This window comes from Bradyrhizobium sp. LTSP857, from assembly GCF_000938285.1.
GTDB lineage: Bacteria > Pseudomonadota > Alphaproteobacteria > Rhizobiales > Xanthobacteraceae > Bradyrhizobium.
Window position 1 is genome coordinate 39634 of sequence record NZ_JYMS01000005.1, and the last position, 23767, is coordinate 63400.

Annotated in this window: 21 protein-coding genes and 1 pseudogene; 1 reads left to right on the forward strand and 21 read right to left on the reverse strand. The window is 62.1% G+C overall.

Going from position 1 to position 23767, the window contains the following annotated elements; translation table 11 throughout:
* Positions 1-19: 19 nt before the first annotated feature.
* From UP06_RS41830 to UP06_RS00615, 14 genes and pseudogenes are all read right to left on the reverse strand, one after another.
* On the reverse strand, positions 20-1705 hold the full coding sequence (locus UP06_RS41830) for a hydantoinase B/oxoprolinase family protein (protein ID WP_044999787.1): 1686 nt from the start codon (positions 1703-1705) through the stop codon (positions 20-22).
* A partial coding sequence (locus UP06_RS42620; protein ID WP_502691506.1) for a hypothetical protein occupies positions 1702-1859 on the reverse strand: 158 nt, incomplete at its 5' end. The genes UP06_RS42620 and UP06_RS41830, both read right to left, overlap by 4 nt.
* 1 nt (position 1860) lies before the next feature.
* Positions 1861-3772 (reverse strand): annotated as a pseudogene (locus UP06_RS42625) (hydantoinase/oxoprolinase family protein); the annotation flags it as partial.
* Between the two features lie 144 nt (positions 3773-3916).
* Complete coding sequence (locus UP06_RS00565) at positions 3917-4645, reverse strand: SDR family NAD(P)-dependent oxidoreductase (protein ID WP_044999707.1); 729 nt, start codon at positions 4643-4645, stop codon at positions 3917-3919.
* A 31-nt stretch (positions 4646-4676) separates the two neighbouring features.
* Positions 4677-5927, reverse strand: a complete 1251-nt coding sequence (locus tag UP06_RS00570) for an acyl-CoA dehydrogenase family protein (protein ID WP_044999709.1) — start codon at positions 5925-5927, stop codon at positions 4677-4679.
* Between the two features lie 39 nt (positions 5928-5966).
* Positions 5967-7211: an acyl-CoA dehydrogenase family protein gene (locus UP06_RS00575; protein WP_044999711.1), complete on the reverse strand. Its 1245-nt coding sequence runs from the start codon at positions 7209-7211 to the stop codon at positions 5967-5969.
* A 112-nt stretch (positions 7212-7323) separates the two neighbouring features.
* Entirely contained in the window at positions 7324-8268 is a 945-nt protein-coding gene (locus tag UP06_RS00580) for a helix-turn-helix domain-containing protein (RefSeq protein WP_245305367.1), read from the reverse strand.
* Between the two features lie 153 nt (positions 8269-8421).
* Positions 8422-9219, reverse strand: a complete 798-nt coding sequence (locus UP06_RS00585) for an adenylate/guanylate cyclase domain-containing protein (protein WP_044999791.1) — start codon at positions 9217-9219, stop codon at positions 8422-8424.
* A gap of 102 nt (positions 9220-9321) precedes the next feature.
* A complete protein-coding gene (locus UP06_RS00590) occupies positions 9322-10188 on the reverse strand; it encodes a DUF2336 domain-containing protein (RefSeq protein ID WP_349509918.1) in 867 nt (288 codons plus the stop codon).
* A 500-nt stretch (positions 10189-10688) separates the two neighbouring features.
* Entirely contained in the window at positions 10689-12770 is a 2082-nt protein-coding gene (locus UP06_RS00595; protein ID WP_044999717.1) for a methyl-accepting chemotaxis protein, read from the reverse strand.
* Between the two features lie 100 nt (positions 12771-12870).
* A complete protein-coding gene (locus UP06_RS00600) occupies positions 12871-13305 on the reverse strand; it encodes a thioesterase family protein (protein WP_044999718.1) in 435 nt (144 codons plus the stop codon).
* Positions 13306-13432: 127 nt separating this feature from the next.
* Positions 13433-14746 carry an MFS transporter gene (locus tag UP06_RS00605; protein ID WP_044999720.1) on the reverse strand — a complete coding sequence of 438 codons (1314 nt, stop codon included), beginning with the start codon at positions 14744-14746 and terminating at the stop codon, positions 13433-13435.
* 32 nt (positions 14747-14778) lie between these two features.
* On the reverse strand, positions 14779-15186 hold the full coding sequence (locus tag UP06_RS00610; RefSeq protein ID WP_044999721.1) for a cupin domain-containing protein: 408 nt from the start codon (positions 15184-15186) through the stop codon (positions 14779-14781).
* 50 nt (positions 15187-15236) lie between these two features.
* Positions 15237-16046 carry a maleate cis-trans isomerase family protein gene (locus UP06_RS00615; protein WP_197087089.1) on the reverse strand — a complete coding sequence of 270 codons (810 nt, stop codon included), beginning with the start codon at positions 16044-16046 and terminating at the stop codon, positions 15237-15239.
* A gap of 171 nt (positions 16047-16217) precedes the next feature.
* Between UP06_RS00615 and UP06_RS00620 the strand changes: the two genes are divergently transcribed.
* Positions 16218-16943, forward strand: a complete 726-nt coding sequence (locus tag UP06_RS00620; protein ID WP_063775655.1) for a GntR family transcriptional regulator — start codon at positions 16218-16220, stop codon at positions 16941-16943.
* A gap of 22 nt (positions 16944-16965) precedes the next feature.
* Here the strand turns inward: UP06_RS00620 and UP06_RS00625 are convergent, their stop codons facing one another.
* The 7 genes from UP06_RS00625 to UP06_RS00655 form a co-directional block, all read right to left on the reverse strand.
* Positions 16966-18180: an aminotransferase class V-fold PLP-dependent enzyme gene (locus UP06_RS00625; protein ID WP_044999723.1), complete on the reverse strand. Its 1215-nt coding sequence runs from the start codon at positions 18178-18180 to the stop codon at positions 16966-16968.
* Positions 18180-18617, reverse strand: coding sequence for a RidA family protein (locus UP06_RS00630; RefSeq protein WP_044999725.1), 438 nt, complete (start codon positions 18615-18617; stop codon positions 18180-18182). Before UP06_RS00630 ends, UP06_RS00625 begins: the two co-directional genes overlap by 1 nt.
* Before the next feature lie 92 nt (positions 18618-18709).
* A complete protein-coding gene (locus UP06_RS00635; protein WP_044999727.1) occupies positions 18710-19906 on the reverse strand; it encodes an adenylate/guanylate cyclase domain-containing protein in 1197 nt (398 codons plus the stop codon).
* 114 nt (positions 19907-20020) lie between these two features.
* Positions 20021-20605 (reverse strand): HutD/Ves family protein, encoded by a 585-nt coding sequence (locus tag UP06_RS00640; protein ID WP_044999728.1) that lies wholly within the window; start codon positions 20603-20605, stop codon positions 20021-20023.
* Between the two features lie 63 nt (positions 20606-20668).
* Complete coding sequence (locus UP06_RS00645) at positions 20669-21823, reverse strand: ABC transporter substrate-binding protein (RefSeq protein ID WP_044999729.1); 1155 nt, start codon at positions 21821-21823, stop codon at positions 20669-20671.
* 26 nt (positions 21824-21849) lie between these two features.
* Positions 21850-22698: an amidohydrolase family protein gene (locus UP06_RS00650; protein WP_044999730.1), complete on the reverse strand. Its 849-nt coding sequence runs from the start codon at positions 22696-22698 to the stop codon at positions 21850-21852.
* Positions 22699-22722: 24 nt separating this feature from the next.
* Entirely contained in the window at positions 22723-23565 is an 843-nt protein-coding gene (locus UP06_RS00655; protein WP_044999731.1) for a shikimate dehydrogenase, read from the reverse strand.
* Positions 23566-23767 lie beyond the last annotated feature (202 nt).

Here is a 23767-nt window from a genome sequence, read left to right on the forward strand (position 1 = left end):
TCGTTCAGCGAAGAAGCGCTCAGACGCTCTGCCCGTAACTGCGCTTTGCGGCCTCAGCACTGACATAGCCGAGCCGGACATCGCGCTCGACGAGCTCCCGCGCTCGCAATCCGGCCTCGCCGAAGCCGCCACCGCCGGACGTTTCGAGCCGAACGATATCGCCACTCTTCAGCATCATGTTCGTCACCTTGGAGCGCAACGCCTGCGTTTGACCATCGCGGGTCAGATAGAGCGCGCTTGGCGCCGCGGGCTCTCCGCCGGCTAGACCAAACGGGCGGAACTTGAAGCGATCGAGATTGGTCGAGAGCTGCGCCATCGCACAGTTGATCCGCCATTCGCGCCAGAGACCCAGGCCGCCGCGCCACTGGCCGGGCCCCCCCGTATCGGTCAACAGCCCGTAGCCCAGAAACGTCACCGGCATGTCGCTTTCGATCATCTCCATTGGAATGTTCGCGTTGTTGTGCATTCCGAACGACAGCGCCGAGGCACCGTCCGAAACCGGCAGCGCGCCGATGCCCCCGACCTCGATCTCGACCAGGACGCGACGGCCGAGCACGGGATCGACGGTCTGGAGCGTGACGACGTAGGACACCGCATAGTAGGCGGCCGGCATGCGCTCCGGCACGGCTTGATGCAGCGCACCGAACAACACCGTGGCGAGCCGGTGCCCGATGGCAATGCGATGCACGACGGGTGCAGGTGCAGCAGCACTCACGCACAGGCCCGGCGGCGCAATGATCTTGACCGGGCGATAGCAGCCCGCATTTGCCGCGATAGTGACATCGGCCGATGCGATCAGCGCATAGAAGACCGTCGAGCATGTCGACGACAGCGTTGCATTGCTCGGCCCCATCACCTGCGGGCTACAGCCGGAGAGATCGACCGTGAGTTCGTCACCCTCGACCATCAGCCTGGCGTGAATGCGTATTGGCGCATCCGAGATGCCGTCGTCGTCGACATGGTCCTCGAATTCGTAAGTGCCATCGGGGATACGGCCGATGACCGCCCGCATGGCAGCCTCGGATCGATCGAGCAATTGACCGAGCGCGGCTTCGAAACGCACGTCGCCGAGCTTCATGGCGAGGCGTTCCACACTGGCCGCGCCGATGTGAAGCGAGGCGAGTTGGGACTGCAGATCTCCCCACAGGATCTCGGGCTGGCGGACATTCTGCAGGATGATGTCGCGAATTGGCTCATTGAGCTTGCCGCCTTCGACGAGCTTCACCGGCGGTATGCGCAGGCCTTCCTGGAATATCTCCGTGGCGCTCGAGCCGTAACTGCCCGGCGAGGAGCCCCCGACGTCGAGATGGTGACACAGCGTTCCGACGAACCCGATGCGGCGGCCCTTGTGGAAGATGGCCTTGAAGGCGACGATATCGGGGAGATGTTGGCCTCCGCAGTAGGGGTCGTTGGATACAATGATATCGTCGGGGCCCCAACGATCGGGCGCAATGTGACGAGCCAGGATCTCGGTGAGGAAATAGCTCATGGAATTGAGATGGCTCGGGATCCGTGCCGCCTGCGCGACGTTCCAGCCATTGCGGTCGAAGATCGCGGTCGAGTAGTCGAGCAATTCCCGCACGATGGTCGAGCGACTTGTGCGCCAGATGGTGACATCCATTTCGGCGGCCGCAGCGGTCAGGGCATTGTAGATGATCTCGAGCTCGATCGGCGTAATCTCGACGTCCGCCACATCCGCGTTCATTGATGCCTCCCCGCCACGAGGTGGCCGCTGTTGTCGCGCCGGCAACTCCATCCGTCGCCGAGAAGCACGCTCGTGTAGGCTTCCTCGATGACGGCGGGCCCCTCGATCGTGGCGCCGGGAGACAGCTCGTCGCGGCTCCAGACCGCGACATCCCNCCCGCCAATGGCCCGCAAGCCAGACTTTACGCGTGCCGGGTGGCCGGCCGCTATCGTGCGCAGCCGGCGGTTTGGCTGCGGGCTTGGGCAGGCGTCCTATCGCCGAAGCGCGCAACGACACGATCTCGACGGCTGAACCAGGATTGGAATAAGAGAAACGCTGGCGGTGGAGATCATGAAAATCGGCGATCAGCGCCGACAGCGCCGCCTCATCGAGCTGCAAGGAGCGCATCGGCACCGTCAGCTCGAACGCCTGCCCCTTGTAGTGCATATCGGCAGCGAGCTCGATGTGACGGTCGCTGGCGGGGATGGCGTCGGCGTCAAGCCTTGCCCGCGCGTCGGCGAGGAGGTTTTCGAGCAGAGGCTCGATCACGGCAAGGCTCTCGGGCTTTGCGTCGATAACGCGCGAGCGGACGAGGTCATGGATCAGATCCGAATGAAGAATGCCGTAGGCGGACAACGTGCTAGCATTCTGCGGAAACACGACGCGCCGGATCCCTGTCTCGTCTGCGACCGCAACCGCGTGCAACCCGGCGGCACCACCGAAGGCGACCATGGTGAATTCGCGCGGATCGACCCCTTTCTCGAACAACGATAAACGGATCGCGGCGCCCAGATTCGCGTTGGTCACCGCCAGCAATCCCTCCGCGGCAGCTTCGACCGAAAGACCGAGCGGTTTCGCTACTCCGGTGTCGATCGCTACGCGCGCTGCTTCGCGGTCGAGACGCATCCCGCCGCCCAGAAAGCTTTCGTCGTTGAGACGGCCAAGCGTGACATTGGCATCGGTCACCGTCGCCCCGACTCCGCCGCGACCATAGCAGGCAGGGCCTGGGCGCGAGCCTGCGCTTTCGGGCCCGACCGTCATTCGCTTGTCCTGCTGCACCTTGGCAAGCGAGCCGCCGCCGGCGCCGATGGCGCGGATTTCGACCATCGGTATGCGCACCGGCATCCGGTCCACTTCACCCTGCATGACGACGTTGACACGACCGTTGCGGACAACCGAGACGTCGAAGCTCGTCCCGCCCATGTCGACGCCAATGAGGTTGTCCTCGCCGAGGATTCCGCTCAACAGCGCGCAGGCCGCGCTCCCGCCCGATGGCCCCGAAAGTAGAAGGCGCACCGGCTCCAGCGCCGCGGTCCTGGCCGAACACACCCCACCGTTCGACTGCACGAGGAGCAGCCGCGGCGCAAACCCTTCCGCCTGCATCCGGTGTGTCAGTTTGTCGAGATATCCCGCGATGACCGGGATCAGCAGCGCGTTAAGCACGGTGGTCGACGTGCGTTCGTATTCGCGGATCTCGGCGCTCAAAGCGCTCGAGCACGACACCTTGAGCCCAGGCCGGGCCTTCGCAAGGTACTCGGCAATGCGCTGTTCATGCTCCGGATTGAGGTAGGAATTCATCAGGCAGACGGCCACGCAGGCTGGATCGAGCCTGTCGAGCGTCTCGGCGAGGCCGTCCAGCGCGGCGGCGGTCAGCGGCACCTCGACGCTACCGTCCGCCCGCACTCTTTCAGTGATGCCAATGCGGCAGTCGCGCGGGATGAGGGTCGGCGGCTGCTGCGGATTGAGGGCATAGACTTCGCGCCGAACGTGGCGGCCGATCTCGAGGACATCCTCAAATCCTGCCGTGGTCACCAGCACACCCTTGGCGAGCTTGCGCTCGAGGATCGCATTGGTGGCGATCGTCGTGCCATGGAGCAAAAAGCCGACATCGCGAAGCGCGAAGCCGTGACGATCCGCCGCTTCCTTGATTCCGGTCATCAGACCGATTGAAGGGTCTTCCGGCGTTGTCGGCGTCTTGAAGCCAAAGATCGCACCCGAGCGTGCATCATAAATCTGAAGGTCAGTAAAAGTGCCGCCGATATCAACACCGATCCTGACCGGCAGTACCTCCGTCATCGTCACTTGCATTACCCCGGGTATCGATACACAGCGAACACCAGCCGCGATCCTACACAGATCGGATCGTCATACCAGCACGCGATCGAGGCATTCTTGTAGGCGCATTGCCCAGTTGGCAAGCATCCGCCGGAGCCGGAAGCGGGGCCGCTTGTGCTAAGCGCCCTGCACCATATGGTGGCCAGCAGCCTGCCCTCCGTCGACGTGGAGAATCTCCCCGGTCACAAACGCCGCACCGTCCAGGTAGAGCACCGCGTCTACGATGTCGGACACTTCTCCCATCCGCCCCATCGGATGGAGGGCCGCCAACGCCTGATGCGCTTCCGGCGGATGCATCGGCGTCTTGATGATCCCCGGTGACACGGCATTGATGCGAACCCCGGCCTTCGCGTATTCGATCGCAAGCGCTCGCGTTGCGGCGGCCAGCGCTCCTTTCGTGAGAGAGGCCAAGGCGGCCGGGACACTGCTCATCGGCTGGTCGACAAGACTTGTCGTGATCGTGACGACATGGCCGGATCCCTGTTTGCTCATGAATTCCAGCGCACGCTGAGTCATGTGAAAGAAGCCGGTGACGTTGGTCGACATGTAGGCTGCATAGTCGTCCTGCGAATAAAGCGCGAAAGGCTTCGCCATGAACAGGCCGGCGTTGTTGACCAGCGTGTCGATACGACCGAACTTCTCGAACGCCGTTTTGAACACCCTCTCGGCCGTGTCCGCGGCGCCGATATCGCCTTGTACGGTCACGACGTCCGAATCGGCGACCGGCTTGATCGACCGCGACGTCGCAACAACGCGATAGTTGCGATCTCTGAAAGCCTGGCGCATTCCCGCGCCGATCCCCTGAGATGCTCCTGTTACGATGGCTACTTTCTGCCCTGCGCTCATGATTCATCCTCCTCGACAAAGAAGCTTCGCATCAGGCCTCCACCTCGCCGCTGGTCACCAGCGGATCGTATTCAGGCCGTTTCAAGATCGCGTGGAGTTGTCGACGTCGGACACCGATGTTGCCTCCGCCAAAGAGCGGAAGCGCCAGCGCATCCTGCAGCAGGCGCCCTAACGGAACAGCATGATCGTAGCTCTCTACCCCGACGACACGCATGAGATCCGTCAGAACCCGCACGGCGGTTTCCGAACCATGGATTTTCGCTTCGATCGCCAGCTCCTGCGCGCCAGGCGATTGCATATCGACCGCGTGGCACGCCCGCCAGCAAAGACAGCGGGTCGCTTCGATGGCCATCTTTGCATCCGCCAGCGCGTATCCGACGGCTTGATGTTCGATCATGGGCTGAGTGCCGCCTCGCCTTTCATTGCGCGCGAAACCCAGCGTGAACTCAAACGCGGCTCGCATCAGCGCCACGGCGAAAACTCCGACCAGGGCGGCCGCGCCCGTGAAGCAAGCGCCGGTGAGAGCCAAACCCCCGCCGAGGCTGCCCAAGATATTATCTCCGGAAACTCCGACTCCCCTCAGACTGAACTGGGGCAAGAGGTGTGCACGATGCCCCATCGAATCGATCGCACGCTCGAAGACCAGGCCTGATGCGGGGCGCTCCACCACCAAGATTGAAATACCCCGTTCGGGAGGGGCCTCAGGATCGGTTCGGCAAAGGACCGATAGAAGGTCGGCGCCCTTGCGATCCCAACCTGTGGCCGAGGAAACCCAGCTTTTTCGACCTTCGATGATCCATCGGTCCCCCCGCAGCGTCGCGGTGGTCCGAACGCCTTCGCCCGGTGGCGGCGACGCGGCATTGGCGCTGCCGCCCGGTTCGGTGGCGCAAAACCCCGCCAGGGGCGCTCCAGTTTGCTTGAGGAATGGAGGTAGCAGCCGAGCCCGCTGCTCCTCCGTGCCGCCGATCAGGAGCGGCAACAGTCCAAGGACGGTTCCAACCAGCGTCAAGGTCACGCTGGCGTTCACCGCATAGAGCTCCTCGATCATGATCGCGGTATCGGTGAGACCGGCGTTGTCTCCCCCGGCGGAAAGAGGAATGCATTTCCGCAGAAACCCGGCCGCAACCATCGCTTCGTAAGCGGGCTTCGTGGCAGCAAACCGCTGCTCCGGCGTGGGCAGAGCCTCTGCCGCCAATGCCGGCGAAAGCACCTCCCGTGCGAACTTCCGGGATTGCAGCTGTAGCTCGCGCTGGCCTGCGGTCAGACGAAAGTCAATGGCCACCGATCTTCCCTCCCATCGGGACATCATCAGCCAGACGCACTACGTCGCTCCGCATGCAGCAAGCGAATCATAGTCGCTACGCCTGAACATCATGTGCAGCTGCCGCCGCCTGACGCCCATATTGCCGCCGTCGAAGATCGGCAGCGCGAGCGCATCCTGCAGCAGACGAGCGAACGGAGCCTCATGATCATAGCTGTCGATGCCGACCACCCGCATGAGATCGGTGATGACGCGTACCGCCGCCTCGGAACCAAAAATCTTCGCTTCGACTGCAAGCTCCTCGGCTGCCGGCGACTGGGCGTCAAGCGCATGGCAGGCGCGCCAGCTGAGATAGCGCGCCGCTTCGATCGTGGTCTTTGCATCGGCCAGCGCATATCCGACCGCCTGGTGCTCGATGATCGGGTGAACGCCGCCACGTTTCTCGGTACGCGCAAAATGAAGCGCAAACTCGAATGCCGCACGCATCAAGGCAACACCGAAGATGCCAACGAGTGCCGCAGTGCCCGTGAACGCCGCAGCCGTCAGCGCGAGCCCCGAACCTTCCTGTCCGAGCAGATTGTGGCCAGGTGTCACGACGTTCTGGAGGCCGAATTGCGGGACGAGATGCGCCCGATGACCGATCGTGTCGATCGCACGTTCGAAGACAAGGCCTGTAACCGGTCCTTCGACCGCAATGATGGAGATCGCCGCATCGGGTGGCGCCGCTGGATCGGTTCGGCACACGACGCAGAGAACGTCGGCGCCTTCGCGGTTCCAACCCGTGGCTGACGAAACCCATTTCTTGCGGCCGTTGATTATCCAGTTGCCGCCCTCTCGCCTGGCCATGGTGCGGACGCCCTCACCGGGCGGAGGGGAGCCAGCGTTGGCGCTTCCGCCCGGTTCGCTGGAGCAGAAGCCAGCAAGCGGCGCGCCGCTTGTTTTCAGAAACGGTCCGAGCAGCCACTTGCACAGGTCCGGGGTGCCACCGAGCAGAATCGGCAACAGGCCGAGCACGGTGCCGAGCATCGTCAGCGTCACGCTGGCGTTCACGCTGTAAAATTCTTCCGCGAGGATCGCCATGTCTATCAGGCCGGCATTGTCGCCGCCGGCAGGTGCCGGGATGCACTTGCGCAAATAGCCGGACGCCACCATCGCCTCGTAGGTCGGCTTGGTCGCAAGAAAGCGCTCTTCCGGAGAAGACAGCAACTCCGCTGCTTTGGCGTCGTTGAGCACCTCTTTCGCAAATTTTCGGGAAGTAAGCTGTAAATCGCGCTGTTGCGCGGTCAGCGTGAAATCAATCGCCAAGGTAATCTCTCCCTGACCGGAATGTCGGCCTTTGACCCAAGGCTATTCCTGCACGGAGAGGGACTCTCGGACGGTGGCGCCCGATTTCTTGGCCTGGAGTGAACCAGACTGACTAGCGCGCAGCCATTGCGCGGCGAAACTCCCGCGGTGCCATGCCATTGCAGCGCTTGAACAGGCGGTTGAAATGCGAGATGTCACGGAAACCGGCGGCAAAGGCGATTTCGGCGACGGTCCGGTGGCGTGAGTTGCGATCGAGCAGATCCCGCGCGCATGCGACGATCCGCTTCCCGTTGACGTGCTCGCCAACCGAGCGGTTGGTTGTCGCAAACAGACGGTGCACGTAGCGCTCGGAACAGCGGAATTTCGCGGCGAGTTTGGCTGCGCCGAGCTCAGGATCGTCGCTGTGACGGTCGATGTGGCTGAGCATCATCGACAGCAGCACGGGGACATGCACGCGCTCCACGGACATGTCGGTGAGAGTTTCCGGCGCATGCGAAATCAGATCGATCACGTGCGCCCCGGCGAGGGCCGATGTCTTTGGGAGTGGGCAATCGCTCAGGCAGAGTTCGGCATAGCCGGCGAGGGTTCTGGAGAGCGCCCGGCCGGCTTCGGTCACGGACAGGTTGAGCCGCGGACGGTCGAGCAGCCTTTTCGGTAACAGTCGTCGCGGGACGGCAAAACAGAACAGTTTGAAGTCGTGGCCGTTGGCGATCTCGAACGGCTCTGTTGTATCCGCAAGCGCCAGGTCCCCGGGGGCGCAAATCTGTTCGTAACCGCGCTGCGTGGTACGCCCCACCCCCTCCAGCTGGAGGTTGAGAAAGCAAAGATCGTCGGTGCTCGAGGCAATGTGCGAAGCGAGGCGAAGCACGGTGTGCCGGGTGGCTGTGACCAGCGATATCTGGATCGGAGCCGCGTCGACCCGCGAGATTGCGCCCTCAAAGGACTGCTCAGCGATCCTGCGCGGCTCCAGCCGTACGAAGGCGGCAGCAAGGTTGTCAGCCCAGCTTCCAAAGGGCTGGTCCTGATGTCGCGGATGTGTTGACCATTCCATGAGCACCCCAAACAATTCGCAAGGGTCCCAGCCGACACAGGATAGCGCTCGCAGAAAAAACGGTCAAACTCCATGCACCAGTTTCACACCGAGGCGACCGCGCCAAAACGCAGCGAGCCGGCTGGAAGGCTGATGAAAATGCAATGAAATCAAGCGGTATCAGTGCTCGACGCGGTACAGGCGCCATCGCTCCGGCACGCCCTTGAGCTGGTGGACGCCGTGATCCCTGAAGCGGATTGCGGACTGCGTCTTCAGCAGGTCCTTGACCGCGCTCGAGACCAGGACTTCGCCGGCGCGCGCTTTCGCGGCGACGCGCGCGCCGATGTGAAAGGCGAGACCGACCACCTCGCCTCCGCTCACCTTGTATTCGCCGGCATGCAGCCCCACCCTGATCTCGAGCCCCAACGTGCGCACGGCCTTAAGGATCGCGGTGGCACAACGGACGCCGGACGCCGGCACCTTGAATGTCGCGAGTAGTCCGTCGCCCGTCGTCACGACTTCCTTTCCGCGCAAGGTCTTCAGCTCCTTGCGGACGGCGGCGTAATAGTGGCCCATCACCTGCGTCCAGCGGGCATCGCCGAGCTTTGCTGCCTTTTCGGTGGAGCGGACGATATCGACAATCAGGATTGTGGCGAGCGCTTGCTTGAGGTCGTCATTCCCGCCGGCGGATCGGCGCCGGTTCGCGATAGGCCCCGTCAGCGGCTCATAGCGATGGCTGCGTCGCCGCACGATCGCGGCTTTTGCATAGTCCTGGGCACGCTGCTCCGTGCCACAACGAACTGTTTTCTCCTGCGGCAGACGCGTCCAGTAAACCTTTCGCCCGGTTCCGGCGCCCAGGACCTCCACGGCGCCCCACTTCAAGAAAACCGTAGAGCCAACTCTCCGAACACACCACGCTTTCGACGTGTATCCGGAAACGTTCGACTGATGGAGTCCGATGCGAAGGAATTTTGGCATGACCATGCGGCCAATAAGGAACGTCTGGGTGGCCTGCGATCAAGCGTAATTGTACATTGCTGCGTTGGCAACAGGACGAACGCGCGGCGACCTTGGCGATCCCTAGATCACACGCCGGGACTGTTGAAATGGGCCCCCGAAAGCCTCTTCCTTGCGCGTTCGGTAGATGGTGACGACCTCCCGGCACGCCCGTACATTCAACCGGTGGAAATCGAGCTTCAATCGCTCCAGCTCACCGGCGGTTATCCGGTAATTGGCCGCTCCCAGGAATAGCAGCGCCATCGTGGTGGGCCACGAGAAATCGAGAGATTTGGCCAGGATCAAGGCCGGCTCGCGATCTTTCTCGATCAACGCCCGTTCCGCGACATCGATCGGCAACCCGCAGAGCAACGACAGCGCGACAGTGGTCTCGTTGAACTTGAGCGAGTGGGCGAGTTCGAAGACCTTGTCTTCCGTCAGTTCGCCTCTCTCATGCAGCTTCGCCACCGTGCGTTTCGCCGTGAAGTAATCCTTCGACGCCGGGCCAAACCTGGCGTGAATGGCCCCGGTGACGTCGGCGACGACGCGATGGATCTGGGTTTCAATATCCGGACACTCCCTCTGGAGCTTTTGCCGCACCTCTTCGGAGGCCTTGGCGATCAACTGGTGGAAGAGGTGTCGGGGAATGTCCTTTCGGAGGCCCACCGACTCCGCAAGGATCGAATCGCTTTCCGAGCGCCGGACCAGGTGAAGAAATCCGGAATTGGAAAAATTCGCTCCGGTGTTCGAGGCGACCGAGGTCACGACCTCGGTCGATCCGCGCACCACCAGTACATCGGTGACCGCTTCCGGGACCGCCTGCCGCTTGGAGATCGCCAGCAAATGCTGCTGGCTCTTGCTTTTGGCGCACGCGATCAATGTCTCGGTATCAAGCCGTTCCGACTGGCTGAGAATCGGCCATGCGACGTCGATGCAGTCGTCGCTGGCCATCTGCCGGGTCAGTGCATAGGGCGCGTTCGAGCTACAGGCGAGCTTTCCTGCGAGCTTCACCCGCGCACTCGTCTCGATCTCCTGCGCGAGACGACCGATGACCTCGCCAAAGGTCCAGATCTGCTCTTCGGAATAAGTGCCGGCGATCAAAACGTCTGCCGCATGCCAGAGCGCCCGCAGACAGCTCTCGGGATTTCCTCTCGCAACCGCTTCGTCCAACTCGGCCAGGAATGACGCAGTAACAGCCATCGATGCGCTCGCAGTTTGAAAACGATCAAACGAGAAAAGAGGTTCCACGAAACGAGGCGATCACACCACTTCAGACCTCAACGCACGGTAAAACCTCCCCAGTCGCTTTGCGCCGGGCTTAAGGTCCGCCTAATCGGATCGATTGGATTTTAGGTATTGCGGGAGCTGGCCCGGGTCACGTCGTGCCGCAGGCGTTGGGCTGGCTGAGCGGAAAAATGGCTCTGTCGGTCGAAGCCGTCAGTGTCTCTACATTATGCAGCCTTCACATCGGCCACAAATGCCTCGAACTCGCGGCGAAGATCGACAGCCTGATTCGCCAAAGCCGCGGCAGCCACGAGCAACAACCCGGCCGAACTTTGCGTATCCGTGGCAGTGGTACTTACGAGTGTGATCGAAGACGACACTTCGTCGGTTCTTGACGCGGTCTGCTGGACATTGCGGGCGATCTCCCGGGTCGCAGCACTTTGTTCCTCAACGGCGGCCGCAATGGAACCGCTGACAGTACTGATATCATTGATAACCGAAGCGATCTTTTCAATAGCGACGACCGTGGCACCAGTCTCGCCCTGGATTGCCATGATCTGACTTTCGATTTCCTCTGTCGCCCGAGCGGTCTGGGTCGCAAGACTTTCGACTTCGGATGCCACGACGGCAAAACCTTTGCCAGCCTCACCTGCGCGTGCCGCTTCAATCGTCGCATTCAGCGCCAGCAACTTGGTTTGTCCGGCAATTGTCCGAATTAGCTGGACGACATCGCCGATTCGTTTTGCAGACTCGGCCAATGACTGGACCTTGGCAGTGGTATCAAGCGCCTGCGCCTTTGCGCTGTTGGACGAGGACGCAGCATCAGCCATTTGACGGGTAATCTCGTTGATGGACGCGTGCAGTTCTTCCGATGCGGAAGCCACCGAGTTGACGCCGGACGTCGCGGCCATCGCCGCCTCGGCAACGGCTGTCGCCCGCGACGCCGTTGTCTCGGCCGACAGGTTCAGGCTCTCAGATGATTGCTTCATACCGCCGGCGGCCTCGGCCAGACTCCGGCAAACTCCGTCCATGAGGTTGCTGAATTCGTGGGTCAGGGCTTCCAACTTCCGACGCCGCGCCTCTCGGTGTTCGTCAGCCTGAGCCTGCTCGCGGTTCAGACGGTCAGCCTCGGCCGATTTATCCTGCAATACACCGATCGCTTTTGCGAGTGTGCCCATCTCGTCAGCACGCTCGCGGTATTTGATTTCCAAATCACGCGTGCCATCGGCAATTCGTCCGATGACGTCGGACAGTTCTGTCAACGGTCTGGTTACGCGTCGGTTGACCAACATCAAGACCGCAATGACGATCGCCAAAGCTGCCAGTACTCCGGCGACAGACATGAGTGCACCAAACACAGCCTTATTGTGCGCATCGGCCATGTTTGTGGCGGCGGCAATATACAACACGTCACGCAATGCAAGGATATTTGCGTAGAGCGGGAACACCTTCTCGCGAAAGGGCGAGCCGTCGTATGGGAAATTCCCGGTCGCGTATTGGGCCGACAGATCCTTCTTGATGGCATCGAAGCCGTCAATGAAGCCTTCCTGCACCTTCCTTATACCGTCGCGCAGGCTGTCTGGCGTGGTCGGCAGATCGCGGATTGCGAAGAGGCGGCTCCAGATCTGATCGATCTGCCCCTGCAAAAGCAGCATGGTCGAGCGCTGATCGTCCGAGACCGGCTTATGAGCAGCGACGAGATTCAGCAGAAAGCCGCCTTGCCGGCCGCCAATATCTCGCAAGGACGATGCTGTATTGGCTATTTCAGCGTAGCGATAGACCGTGCCATCCAGCGCTGAAAGTCCGGCCAGTTGGTCGTTGATCAGCACTGCGATCAAGCCGTTGAGGGCGAAGCTGTCGGCGGTCATTTTTTCAATGCCGCCGCCACGCTGATCTATCGGTTTCGCCAAATGGTCGTCGGTTTCCTGGCGAAACCGCGCGAACAGACCGTCAACCTCTGCCATCTTCACCTGGATGCCCGCGCCATCTTCGACGGCATCCTGCAAAGCCGAGACACTGAGTCGTGCCGTTGCAAAGGCTGCATCGGTCAGCTTGCGGACGTCGACCAGGTTATTCAAACTGCCTGGATTGCCGGGCGCGACGGAAGCGACAGCCAGCGTTGCGATTCCCCGCTCCGACGAGATGAAAGGCGAGACTTTCGCAAGATTGCTCAGAGCGTCGAGTCGCTTGGCAGCAGTGGTGACGCGTCCGATCTGACGAACCTCGCCAACCGCGAGAATGCCTCCCAGCAAGCATACAAGGCACGCCACGAGGATGAGTGAAATCGACAGAAATCGGCGAATCGACATGGCTTGGCTCGAAATCTACGTCAGGTGAAACAATGGGTTGAACTGACTTGTCAGCTCAGGATGCAAATGATCTGGCGCAGCTAGGAGCCTCGTCGAATCATCAATTGAAGCCGTCTGCCTGATTGGACAGCTGAGCGAACCGCTTTTCGGCTCGTTTCTCGACCGCTGCTTCGGGAACGATCGCCCGCGCATGGGTTCCTTTCCCGATGAGGCCGCCTTCATCCGTCGCCCATATTTCAAATAGATAGAGCGCTCCGTCCGAGCCGACATATCGCGCATACGCCGTCACCTCGCCGCCGAGTGGCGTTGGCGCAAGGTGCTCCATCGTGACGCGCGCTCCCACCGACACTTGTCCGGACTCCAGAATTGGGCGCAGCACTTTGGCGGCAGCTCGCTCGAACTGAGCCAAGAGCCACGGCGTCGAGAATACGGACGGATAATTTTCTTCCGGCTCACTCGCCAGTCGAGCCGCCAAATGTTCGGGCCCAACAGCACACCGAACGGAGCTTGTTGAACCAACCTCGATAGGCCGCATTTGTGTATCTCCAGGCAATTTTCGCCCTCGTAGAATTTCGGTGACTCTTGGCCGCACAGAGCTTCACTCGCTTCGCCGAGCGACCTGCGTCGCCTTCACGTCACGATTGTTGCAACCGCGCCCCCGCCTAGCCGGCTATTGCCGTGCCGGGGACACCGACGACGGGCATTTTGTCCGACGAGCTCTGATTTTCTTCGACGTCCAAAGTCTGATCGGGGCGCATGAAGAAGGTTGCCGCTGCACCAACCAGCAACAGGCCGATTGACGCGATGAACGGCGCCGTCCAGCTTCCCGTCAATTCGACAACGTATCCGAACACGGTTGGCGAAATGATCGCCGCAATGGCCGCGCCGGTATTCATGATGCCTGACGCCGTGCCGGCATGGTTCGGAGCAATATCCATGGGCACGGACCAGACCGGTCCAATGCTTAGCTCCAGGCAGAAGAATGCCGCGGCAAGTGAAGCCGTCAGGACTGCGAGATCATGCGTGTAGAAGACAGGTATCAGACAGATCAGAGAGCCGAGGAAGCTCAGGCAGATGAGGTTGCAGCGCGCCCGCTTGAGATTGCCGGTCCTTGCCAGGATGCGATCGCTGATGACGCCGCCCAGGGTATCGCCGACGACGCCGGCCAGAAACACCGCCGCTGAAAATAACGCGGAGCTCTTCAAGTCCAGGTTTTGACCTTGCTGGAAGAACTGAGGAAGCCAGCTGACGTAGACCCAGAGAGTCCAGCCGTAGCAGAAGTACACAAGCGTGGTCGGCAGCATCCGTCGCACCAGCGGTCGCCATGGCGTGGCAGCCCCCTGGGGTGCGGCCGATGTCTTGGGAAGGACAGCCAGTTCCGCTTGGCTGATCCCGGCATGATCGGCCGGCTCGTCCCGGAAGTAGAAGAACCACAGAACTGCCCACGCACAACTCAGCAAACCGAGGCCAAAGAACGAGCCGCGCCACCCCCACACCACGATAAGTGCTGCGACGAGCGGAGGGGCCAATGAATTGCCGAGCCGGGCAAAGGAATGGGTTATGCCTTGGGCGAAGCCTCTCGACCCGACCTTGGTCCACTTGGCGAGCGCGCGCGTGGCCGTCGGGAACGTCGCGCCCTCGCCGATTCCGAGCAGAAGCCGCACCAGGACGAGCGACCAGAAGCCGCTCGTCAGCCCCATGCCGATCGTTGCGATGCCCCAGATCACGCCGCATGTCGCGAGCGTCAAGCGCGGCCCAAACCGGTCACCGAGAAAGCCGCCGATGATCTGGAACGCCGCGTAGGTATAGGCGAACGCCGAAAAGACCCAACCATATTCGATATTGGAGAGGTTGAAGTCCCGCCGAAAAGCGATCGCGGCCGTTGCGATGTTGACGCGATCGACGTAGGTGATCGCGTACATGAGGCAGAGAAGAAAGAGAACAAGCGTCGTCGCTCGATAGCCATATCTGCGCATGGGAGCTGTTCCGGAGGCTGGTGTTGAGCCTGTTACTTCGCGTTCAGGGCAAGCGGCTGGCCTTCTTCGTGAATCAGAACGACGACGATTTGCGCAGGCTCTGTGCTGCTGGCGTTGGTCACCTTGTGGATGTGCCCGCGAGGCGTAAACGTTGCCTGGCCGGCGCTGATCGTCTTCGGCTGCTCGCCGTCGATCTCGAACGTCAGCGCACCCTTGAGGACATAATTGAATTCATATCCGGGATGGGAGTGTCGCGGCGCGGCTGCTCCCGGCGCAATGTCCGTGACGTACATGATGCCGTCCATCCCCTGAAGGCCCTGGAGTTCGGTCTTCAGGATCTCTCGTCTGGTGATCGGCGCGTCCTGCGCAGGGACGGATGCCGCGGTGAACAGGGTTAGCGACAGCGAAAGCGCGAGCGCGCGCCACTTTGAAGGCGTCATGGGTATTTCCTCTATGTTTGCTTATTGAAGTCGCTGAACGGTCGACGGCGTCAGTGCCGCTCGAACAGCGAGCCAAACCCCGGGAATTGGTCGTTGATTCCCATCTTGCGAAGCGCCGTCCAATAGATCGCCGTGCCGACGGAGAACACGGGAAGGCCGAGCCAGCGCTCGGCTTCGTCAGCGATGCGGGCAAATCTCAGATTGGTCCCGAGCTGAACGATTGCGTCCGGCTTGGCGGCAGCAAGCTTCGTGACCGCGGGAATCAACGTATCCGCGCGCTGCGAACCCACATGGATGATGCTCTTGCACTTGAGCCCTTCCGTCGCGACCACGTCGTAGCCGCGTTCGGTGAAGTAGCGGACCGCGTTCTGATCGATGACGGGATAATACGGCGTGAGAAGAGCAATGCGCTTGGCACCGACCGCTTCGAAAGCGCGCTCCGCGGCTTCCGCACCGACGGTCACATCGCATCCGGCGCGGTCCTTGAGCTCCTTTCGAAGGGCCATGCTGCCCTCGACGCCGCCCATGAAGCTTTCGGACGACATGCCCATGATCAGGTGATCCATCTGGGCCTGGACCAGCGCGTCGACGGCGTTGGCAACGTTCTGGCGCGTGTGCGCCATGATCAGGCGCCAATCGTCGTCCGAGCGAACCTTCTGGTTCGGCACGTAGTACCGATTGACCACGTTGATGACGCCGCGCGGGGCCATCTCGTGAAATTCGCTCTCGACGATGGTGTTCGGGGCCGGCGTCAGAACACCAAACTTGGCGCGCCACCCCATCGCATCCGGAAAGCGCTCGTCGTCCAGACGCAGACCGCTCGACAGCTCGCGGGCGGGAGCAGTTTGAGCAGCAGTCATTAATTCCTCCATTTGCATTCATTATCTGGAATTATCGGATGTTTTCCCAAGATATACGGCGATATCCGGCAATAATGCATGCATTATTTGGCTCGTCAAGCCAGGACTGGCTATAAGCTTCCAAAATGCATGCAAATCTCGTAGGGAAGTCCGGCAACTGACGGACAGGACATGGGCAACGCCAGCGCAAGCATCAGCCACGATGAGCTCGTCGCTCAGATCAGGACCATGATTGTCGACGGCGTTCTGCCGCCCGGCTCAAAGATTCCGGAGCGAGAGCTGTGCGAAAGATTCAAGATTTCGAGGACGCCTTTGCGCGAGGTCTTGAAGGTTCTCGCGGCGGAAGGCCACGTGACGCTCTCCCAGAACAAGGGAGCGCGCGTGATTCTTCTCACGACGCGCGATGTCGACGAGCTCTATGAAGTGCTGGGTGCTCTCGAAGCGCTGGCCGGCGAATTGGCCGTTGCCCGGATGACTAACGAGGAACTCGCTGAAATCAAGGCCATGCACTACGAGATGGCCCTCTACCATCAGCGTCGCGAGCTCGCCCCTTACTACACTCTCAACCGCCGGATACATGAGGCCATCGTGAAGGCCTCGCGCAGCGTCGTTCTACAGACCCTGTACGAACAGATCGGCGCCCGTATCCGCCGAGCACGGTTCGTCGCCGCAATGCCTAATCACCGTTGGGACGAGGCTATGAGCGAGCATGAGGGGATTCTCAACGCGCTCGTGCGGAGAGATCCGGTTACGCTCGCCGCCATCCTGAAGATGCACTTGCGCAACAAGAGCAAGCAGGTCGTCTCCGCGGGCTTTGCCGTCGAGGTCGACCAGGAAGAGACTGACGATCCGGATTCGTTACGCAAGAAGCCCGCCCGTTCGGCGAGCAAGACGTAACGCGCGGGTTCGCTGAGTGCGTTTATCTTTGGGCTGAATGGCCGCGATCCTGGCCTGCCTGTGTCGAAAGACGCACGAGCTCTTCGGTGAACCGCCCGATATCATCGTCGGTCGAGTAGACATGAGGCGCCACGCGCACGATTTTCGTAAGGCCCCGCGCTTCGAGTTCCCACCGGGCATAGTCGAGGCCAACGGACGCGACCGCGATGCCGCGCATCGCCAGTTGGTCGACAATGGTGTCCGCGGGAAGCAGCGCATGCTGGAAGGTCAGGAATGCCGCATCCGCATCCTCGTCCTCGAACACCGTGAGACCGGGGACGTCGCGCAAATTCGCACCCAAACAGCGCAGCTTTTCGGCGTTGTGGGCGCGAACATGCGATCGGCCAATGCGATCGAGTTCCTGAAGGGACGCCCGCAGGCCAAGACGGCCGGCGGCGGAGAATTCCCAGGCCTCGAAGCGTTTGGCATCCTCCCGCACCAGGAAGCTATCGTCCGGGCACCAGGCGCCGGCACTCTGGTCGATGACAATCGGCTGCGCCAGACGGCGCAATGCCCGGTCCGATAGCGCCATCATCGCCTGCCCGCGACCGCCCCTGAGCCACTTCCGGCCCGGCGCAACCATGACGTCGGCAGATGCCGCCGGTAGCGTCAGGTCAAACTGGCCGATGGCTTGCGCTGCGTCGACGAAGTAGAGGCAGGTCTCCGGCCGCGGAATTGAGCCGAGCGCCTCGACGGGCTGGCGCAGTCCAAAACTGCTGGCAACGGCCGACGCGCAGATCGCGACAGTGCGCTCGTCCACCAGTGCGGCGACCTTCTCGATGTCGATCAGCCCCTTCCCCGTCATGGGCAGTCTGATCACCTCGGCTCCGGCACAAGCTGCACGCCGCACGGCGCTCAGAATATTTCCACCCCAATCGTTCCGTGCGATCAGGATACGATCCCCGCGCTTCAGCGGCATCGATGCAATGGCAACCGCCCAGAGCCGGCTTGCCTGCTCGCCGAAGCCGAGATGCGTCGGGGCGACGCCCATCAAGCCGGCCGCCAGGATGCGCGTCTCTTCGATGGCGCCGATCGCATCGGCCGCCGCCCAGTGCGCGCCGCGTCTCACCTCGAGATCGAGGTGAGACTTGATGGCCGTAACGACGCTCTCGGGCATCAGACCGGCGCCGGCGGCGTTCAGGTGCGTGAAGGCGCCACACTCGGCCCTTGCCGCCGCCGGGCCGTTCCCGGAGATCACTACGCGGTCCCGATCGCCGCGATGATATCGATCTCGACCGGGGCACCGCGCGGGAGTTCGGCCACACCCACCGACGTTCGCGCGTGCCGGCCTCTGCTGCCGAGATGTGCCACGAAAACTTCCGAGGCGCCGTTCATGACTTGCGACTGCTGTACGAAACCGGGCGCGGAGGCGACATAGCCGGTTATTCGGAGAATCTGTTCGACCCGGTCGAGCCCGCCGACGGCTTCCGCGAGGACCGCGAGGCACAGCTCGGCGCAGATGGCCGCTGCACGCTGCGCGCTCGCGAGATCGATCTCGGCGCCCACCTTGCCCTTGAAGACGAGTTCATCGCCCCGGCGTGGCAATTGCCCGCTGACATAGGCAACGCCGCCGTGAACGATGACCGACACATAGTCGCCACCCGGCGCATTCGTCTTAGGAAGATTCGCGTTCATCGCCGTCTCTTTCAGTGATTGTGCGGAAGATCTTTGGTCACATCTGGTGACCACCCGGTCGGTCGTCGAACTCCCGGAGCTTGCTTCGACCCTCACCCGTGAAACGCAAACAATTCGATCGGCTCACTGAATCCGCGCACGGCGTGCTGGCCTACCCGCTCGAGCTCGAACTCCCGTTTCACCAGCTCCGCAAAGTCGCGCGACAGCAGCACCGTTTTTCCCAGCTGCTTGGTCAGCGCTTCCAGACGCGAGGCCATGTTGACGGCGGGACCGATGACCGTGAAGTCGAGCCGGGTGCTCGACCCGATATTGCCGTACATGACGTCGCCGACATGGACGCCGATGCCGTAATTCAACGGTGCGCGGCTGGTCGCGCTGTTCCTTTCGTTCAGGGCGACCATGGCCTGACGCGCCTCGGTCACGGCATGCAGCAGGTTTGCGCAGGCGTTGGGCTCGTTGAGCGGGAAGATGGCGAGCAGGCCGTCGCCGATGAATTTCAGGATCTCGCCGCCGTGGCGCGCGATCGGCTCGGACATCGCATCGAAATAGTCGTTGAGGAGATCGATGACGTCGTCGCGCGGCCAATTGTCGGAGATCTTGGTGAACTCGCGCAGATCGCAGATCATGATCGCGGCGCGGACCGTTGTCCCGGTGCCGCGCCTTGTGGCGCCGGCCAGGATGAGCTCGCCGGCATGGGAGCCGACATAGGTCTCGAGCAACGTTCGCGCCAGGCGGTTCTTGATGCGGATTTCGCTGACGAGCGCCAGCACCGGCAACACTTGCTTCAGGCTGGCGATATGCGTCGCGTCAAAACCGCCGGGACGGTCGGTCGAGAACGTGACGAGATGCCGCTTGCCGAGGGTGTGGTAGAGCGGCCAGGCCACGTAATCGGTCAGGCCCTTTGCCCTCATCTCGTCATAGAGGGCGTGCTTGCGGCCGAGCGACGGGTCCTGTTCGAGATTCTCGCGCACCTCGGCGGCACCGTCCTGCATCTCATTGGCCGGGCTGCCGATATATTCGGACCGCTCCCGCACATCGAAATCGACCCGCGAGATCTCCGCCTCGCGCATGCCATCGGACCACATGAAACGAGCACCGAGCCATTGCGGGTGCTGGATCAGGACATGAAGCGTCGACCGCTTGAGCGGAATGCCCGCTTGCTGCAGCCGGACGCACATCTCGGCAAAGATGTTGTCGATGAAGCGCTGGTCGTGTGTGCCGTTGGTCAGCCAGTCGACGACGGCATCGCTGCCGGAACGGGCGGATTCATTGTTTGGCGGCGCGTTCATATCCTGCCCTTGGGCTGCGGTCTGCATCGGGGAGATATCGTGCTCCGGCGCGGCGGCGTCAACCTAGCCAGTTGCATGGATTGTGCGCATCGCTCTGGCGGGCAGGACCGCCGTTCAGCCCAGGATTTGGATAGATCCCAGCACGGCCAGCCCCGAGACGAGCGCGAGCGTCGACGCCCCGGTCAGTTCGACCTTCAACGTGTTTTCGTGCGAAATCGCAAAATCAGCGCCGCCGAGACGGATGCTGCAATCGCCGCGAGCCGCATAGAGGAGATGCGTGCCGGCGGACAATTGCCGATCACCGGGCTCTCTGAGCGCCAGAAGGTCGATCTCAACTGCGCCGCGCCGTGCCATCAGGTTCACGACCTCGACCGGGCCGGCCTCGAGCTCAGTCACGATGTCGAGCTCGCCGGTGAAGCGGACGGTCGTGAAGGGCTCGCGCTCGTCGAACTCCAGCCCCGGCGATTTGAGCACCAGACCGCGCCCGCCAACGACCATCTGCAAGCGGTCGATGCCCTGCATGTAGGAGAAGGCGCCGGGCGCCACGATCGGCGTCGCGGCGAAGCGCCACAGCAGGCTGTCCCAATCCTTCACCGGGCTATCTGCCCGATGCGCGTCCGCGATATCGGTAAAAATTCCGCCGCCGTTCTTCCACGGCGAGCGGGTGTAATCTTCGGATTTCAGCAGCGTGGTTTTCATGTTTTGGAGACTGCCCGAAAATGGCATGTCGAGCAACATCACCCGCGCAATAGGCTGCCTCCCTCACTCGCCCTTCCCGCTCTTCAGCTTCGGCAGCGTCTCGACGATCTTCTGCTTGCCGTCGACGATCTCGGCGAGAAAACTCGCGCGGTCGATGTCGCCGTTCTGGTCCCAGCTTGCTTCCATCAGCATGCCCGGGGCCTTGTCGGGTGTCAGCGTCAGGCCCTTCATCGTTGCGCCAAAGGCCTTGCTGTCGAACTTGCCGATCTTTTCGGTGACATATTTGATAAGATAGACCGCGGTGTAGCCCTTGATGCCGTTGTGATCGGGCCGGTACTTGAAGCGTTCGCTGAATTTCTTCGTGAACTCCTCGATCGCGGGCACCGGCGCGTCGGCGCTGAGGCCGACATGACCACGCACGCCGTTGGCTGCGGGGCCGGCAAGCTCGACCACCTTCTGGCTGAGCAGCGTGGTCTCGCCGAACAGCGGCGTCGACAAGCCCTGCCGCTTCGCCTCGATCAGGAAGCGCGCGCTCTCCTCCTCGTTGGTGTAGACGAAGATCGCGTCCGCCTTGGCGCTTTTCAGCTTGATGACGTCCGAGCCGAAATCGACCTGGCCCTGCTCGGTCGAGATATCGGCCGCAACCTCGATGCTGCGCGCCTTCATCTCCTTCACGAAATTATCGCGGCCGCCCTTGCCGAAATCATTGTTGACCCAGACCACCGCGACCGACTTCACGTTGAGGCGGTCGTGCAGATAGTTGGCGATCTTAGGCATCGAGAATTGCTGGCCGAAGGCGGTGCGGAACACCCAGGGATTGCCCTGCGTGGTGATGTCGGCGGCTTCCGCGCCGACGATCTGCGGGATCTCGGCCTGTTGCGTCAGCGCCATGTTGACCTTGACCGAGCCGGAATAGATCGGTCCGAGCACGACATAGGGCTCCCTGTCCAACACCTTCTGCACCTGCGCGCGCGAGATGCCCGGATTGCTCTGGGTGTCGAGATGCTCGGTCTGGATCTTGCGGCCCAAAATGCCGCCGGCATTGTTGATCTCGTCGACCGCGAGCGCAACGCCGTCGCGCCAGTTGGTACCGGAGACCGCGCCGGGCCCGGACAGCTCGATGACATCAGGAATATAGACCGTGGTCTGCGCGCTAGCCCCGCCCGCCGAGAGCGATGCCGCAATGGCGATGCCGAGCGGCCCTGCAAGATGCCTCATGATGTCCCTCCCGTTTGGCTCTGTTGTTATCTTGTTTGATCCGCCGCGCCGTCGAAGCCGAGCAGTCTTGCCGGCGTTTGCCACAGCAGGCGATGCTGGTCGCCGGGGTCCGGAAACAGCTTTGTCAGCACCGCGAGCAGTGGTCCGTAATCGAGCCGCTCCGCGGCGCGCAGGAACGGATAGTCCGAGCCCCAGACGCAACGGTCGAGCGTGAAAGCATCGACCAGCGCGGCGATGAACGGCCAGATATCCTCATAAGGATGCGGCTGCTGCGAGAACTTGTAATAGCCGGAGAGCTTTATGTGCGCATCGCGCTCACGGCCGATCGCGAGCAGGGCCTGGAAGGCTTTGCCCTTCATCCCCTGCGCGACCGAGGGACGCCCGCAATGGTCGAACACCAGACGCACGTGTGATTTTTCGATGAGCGGCAAGAGCGGGATCAACTGATCGTTCTCGACCTGGATTTGCAGGAACAGACCAAGGCTCGTCAGCTTCTCCAGCAGCGGTGCTGCCTTGAGATAATAGTCGGCGCTGTGGAACGGCACGTTGAAGGCGACGCCGATCACGCCGGCTGCCTTCAGCCGTTCGAGCTCCCCGATGTCGACGTCGTTTTCGACGACGGCAACGCCCTTGAGGCGGCCACCGCCCTGCTCCAGCGTGTCGAGCAGGATACGGCTATCGCTGCCGTAACCGGTGTTGGTCGCCACCACGAGCGCGTGGCGGACATCAAAGGCGTCGAACACGCGGATGAGCTGCGCCGCCGTCGCGATCTCCTGCCCGCTCGGCCGGTATGGCGTATCCTCACCATACGGAAAGCGAACGGGATCGATAGCGTGGATGTGGCAATCGATCCTGGGGGACGCCGGCATTGTCATGGCGCAAACTCCCCGGCGTTCGGATCAGAACGTGGCCTCGATGGCCTTGATCAGCTCGGGCGTCACGTCCGGCATGATACCGAACCAGGCCTTGAAGGCGAGCCGCGCCTGGTTAAGCAGCAGGCCGAGTCCGTTCACGGTGACGCAGCCGCGCGCGCGGGCCTCGGCCAGGAACGGCGTCTCGAGCGGCGTATAGATGAGATCGGCGGTGAGCGTCGTGGGCTTGAGCCGCGACAAGTCGATCTCCAGCGCGTCCTTGCCGACCATGCCGCGGTCGGTACAGTTGACGAGAAGCGCGACATCGGCAAGTGCGGCGCTACGGTCGTTCCAAGCAATGGTGCTGACGGCGGCGCCGAACTCCTTCGCGATGGCCTGCGCCTTCTCAGTGGTGCGGTTGGCGATGCGGATCTCGCGCGCGCCGTTTTCGAGCAACGCCACGACCACCGCACGCGAGGCACCGCCCGCCCCCAACAGCAGGATCGGTCCGGCGTCGCCGCGCCAGTCGGCCTTGGCGTCGCGCAGGCTTTGCACAAAGCCGTTACCGTCATTGTTAAAGCCGGAGAGCGTGCCGTCCGTTTCGACGACGATGGTGTTGACGGCGCCGATGCGCTTTGCGGTCTCGTTGACGCGGGTCAGCAGCGGCATTGCCGCCTGCTTGTGCGGCATGGTGACGTTGCAGCCACGGAAGCCAAGCGCGATCAGGCCGTCGAGCGCATCCTCGAGCCGCTCCGGCTTGACCGCGAGCGGCACATAGGCGCCGCGAATGCCGTGCGCCTTCAGCCAGTAATTATGAATGACAGGCGAGCGCGAATGCGCGACCGGCATTCCGATGACGCCCGCCAGCCCAAATCCATCCGCCTGCGACATGCTGCGATATCCATCCCTGACCACGCCCTTTGGCGTATGACCATTTAATTTGGTCACTTGTCCAAGACAATTAGAGGGAATGGATAGCGGGTGCAATCTGAATTTGGGTGCCCAGCAAAGCCGCCAGTCAGTAGCCCGGAGGGTACTTAAATTTCGCCGTCGTCCTGGCGAAAGCCAGGACCCATTATCTCGAATGGTTGTG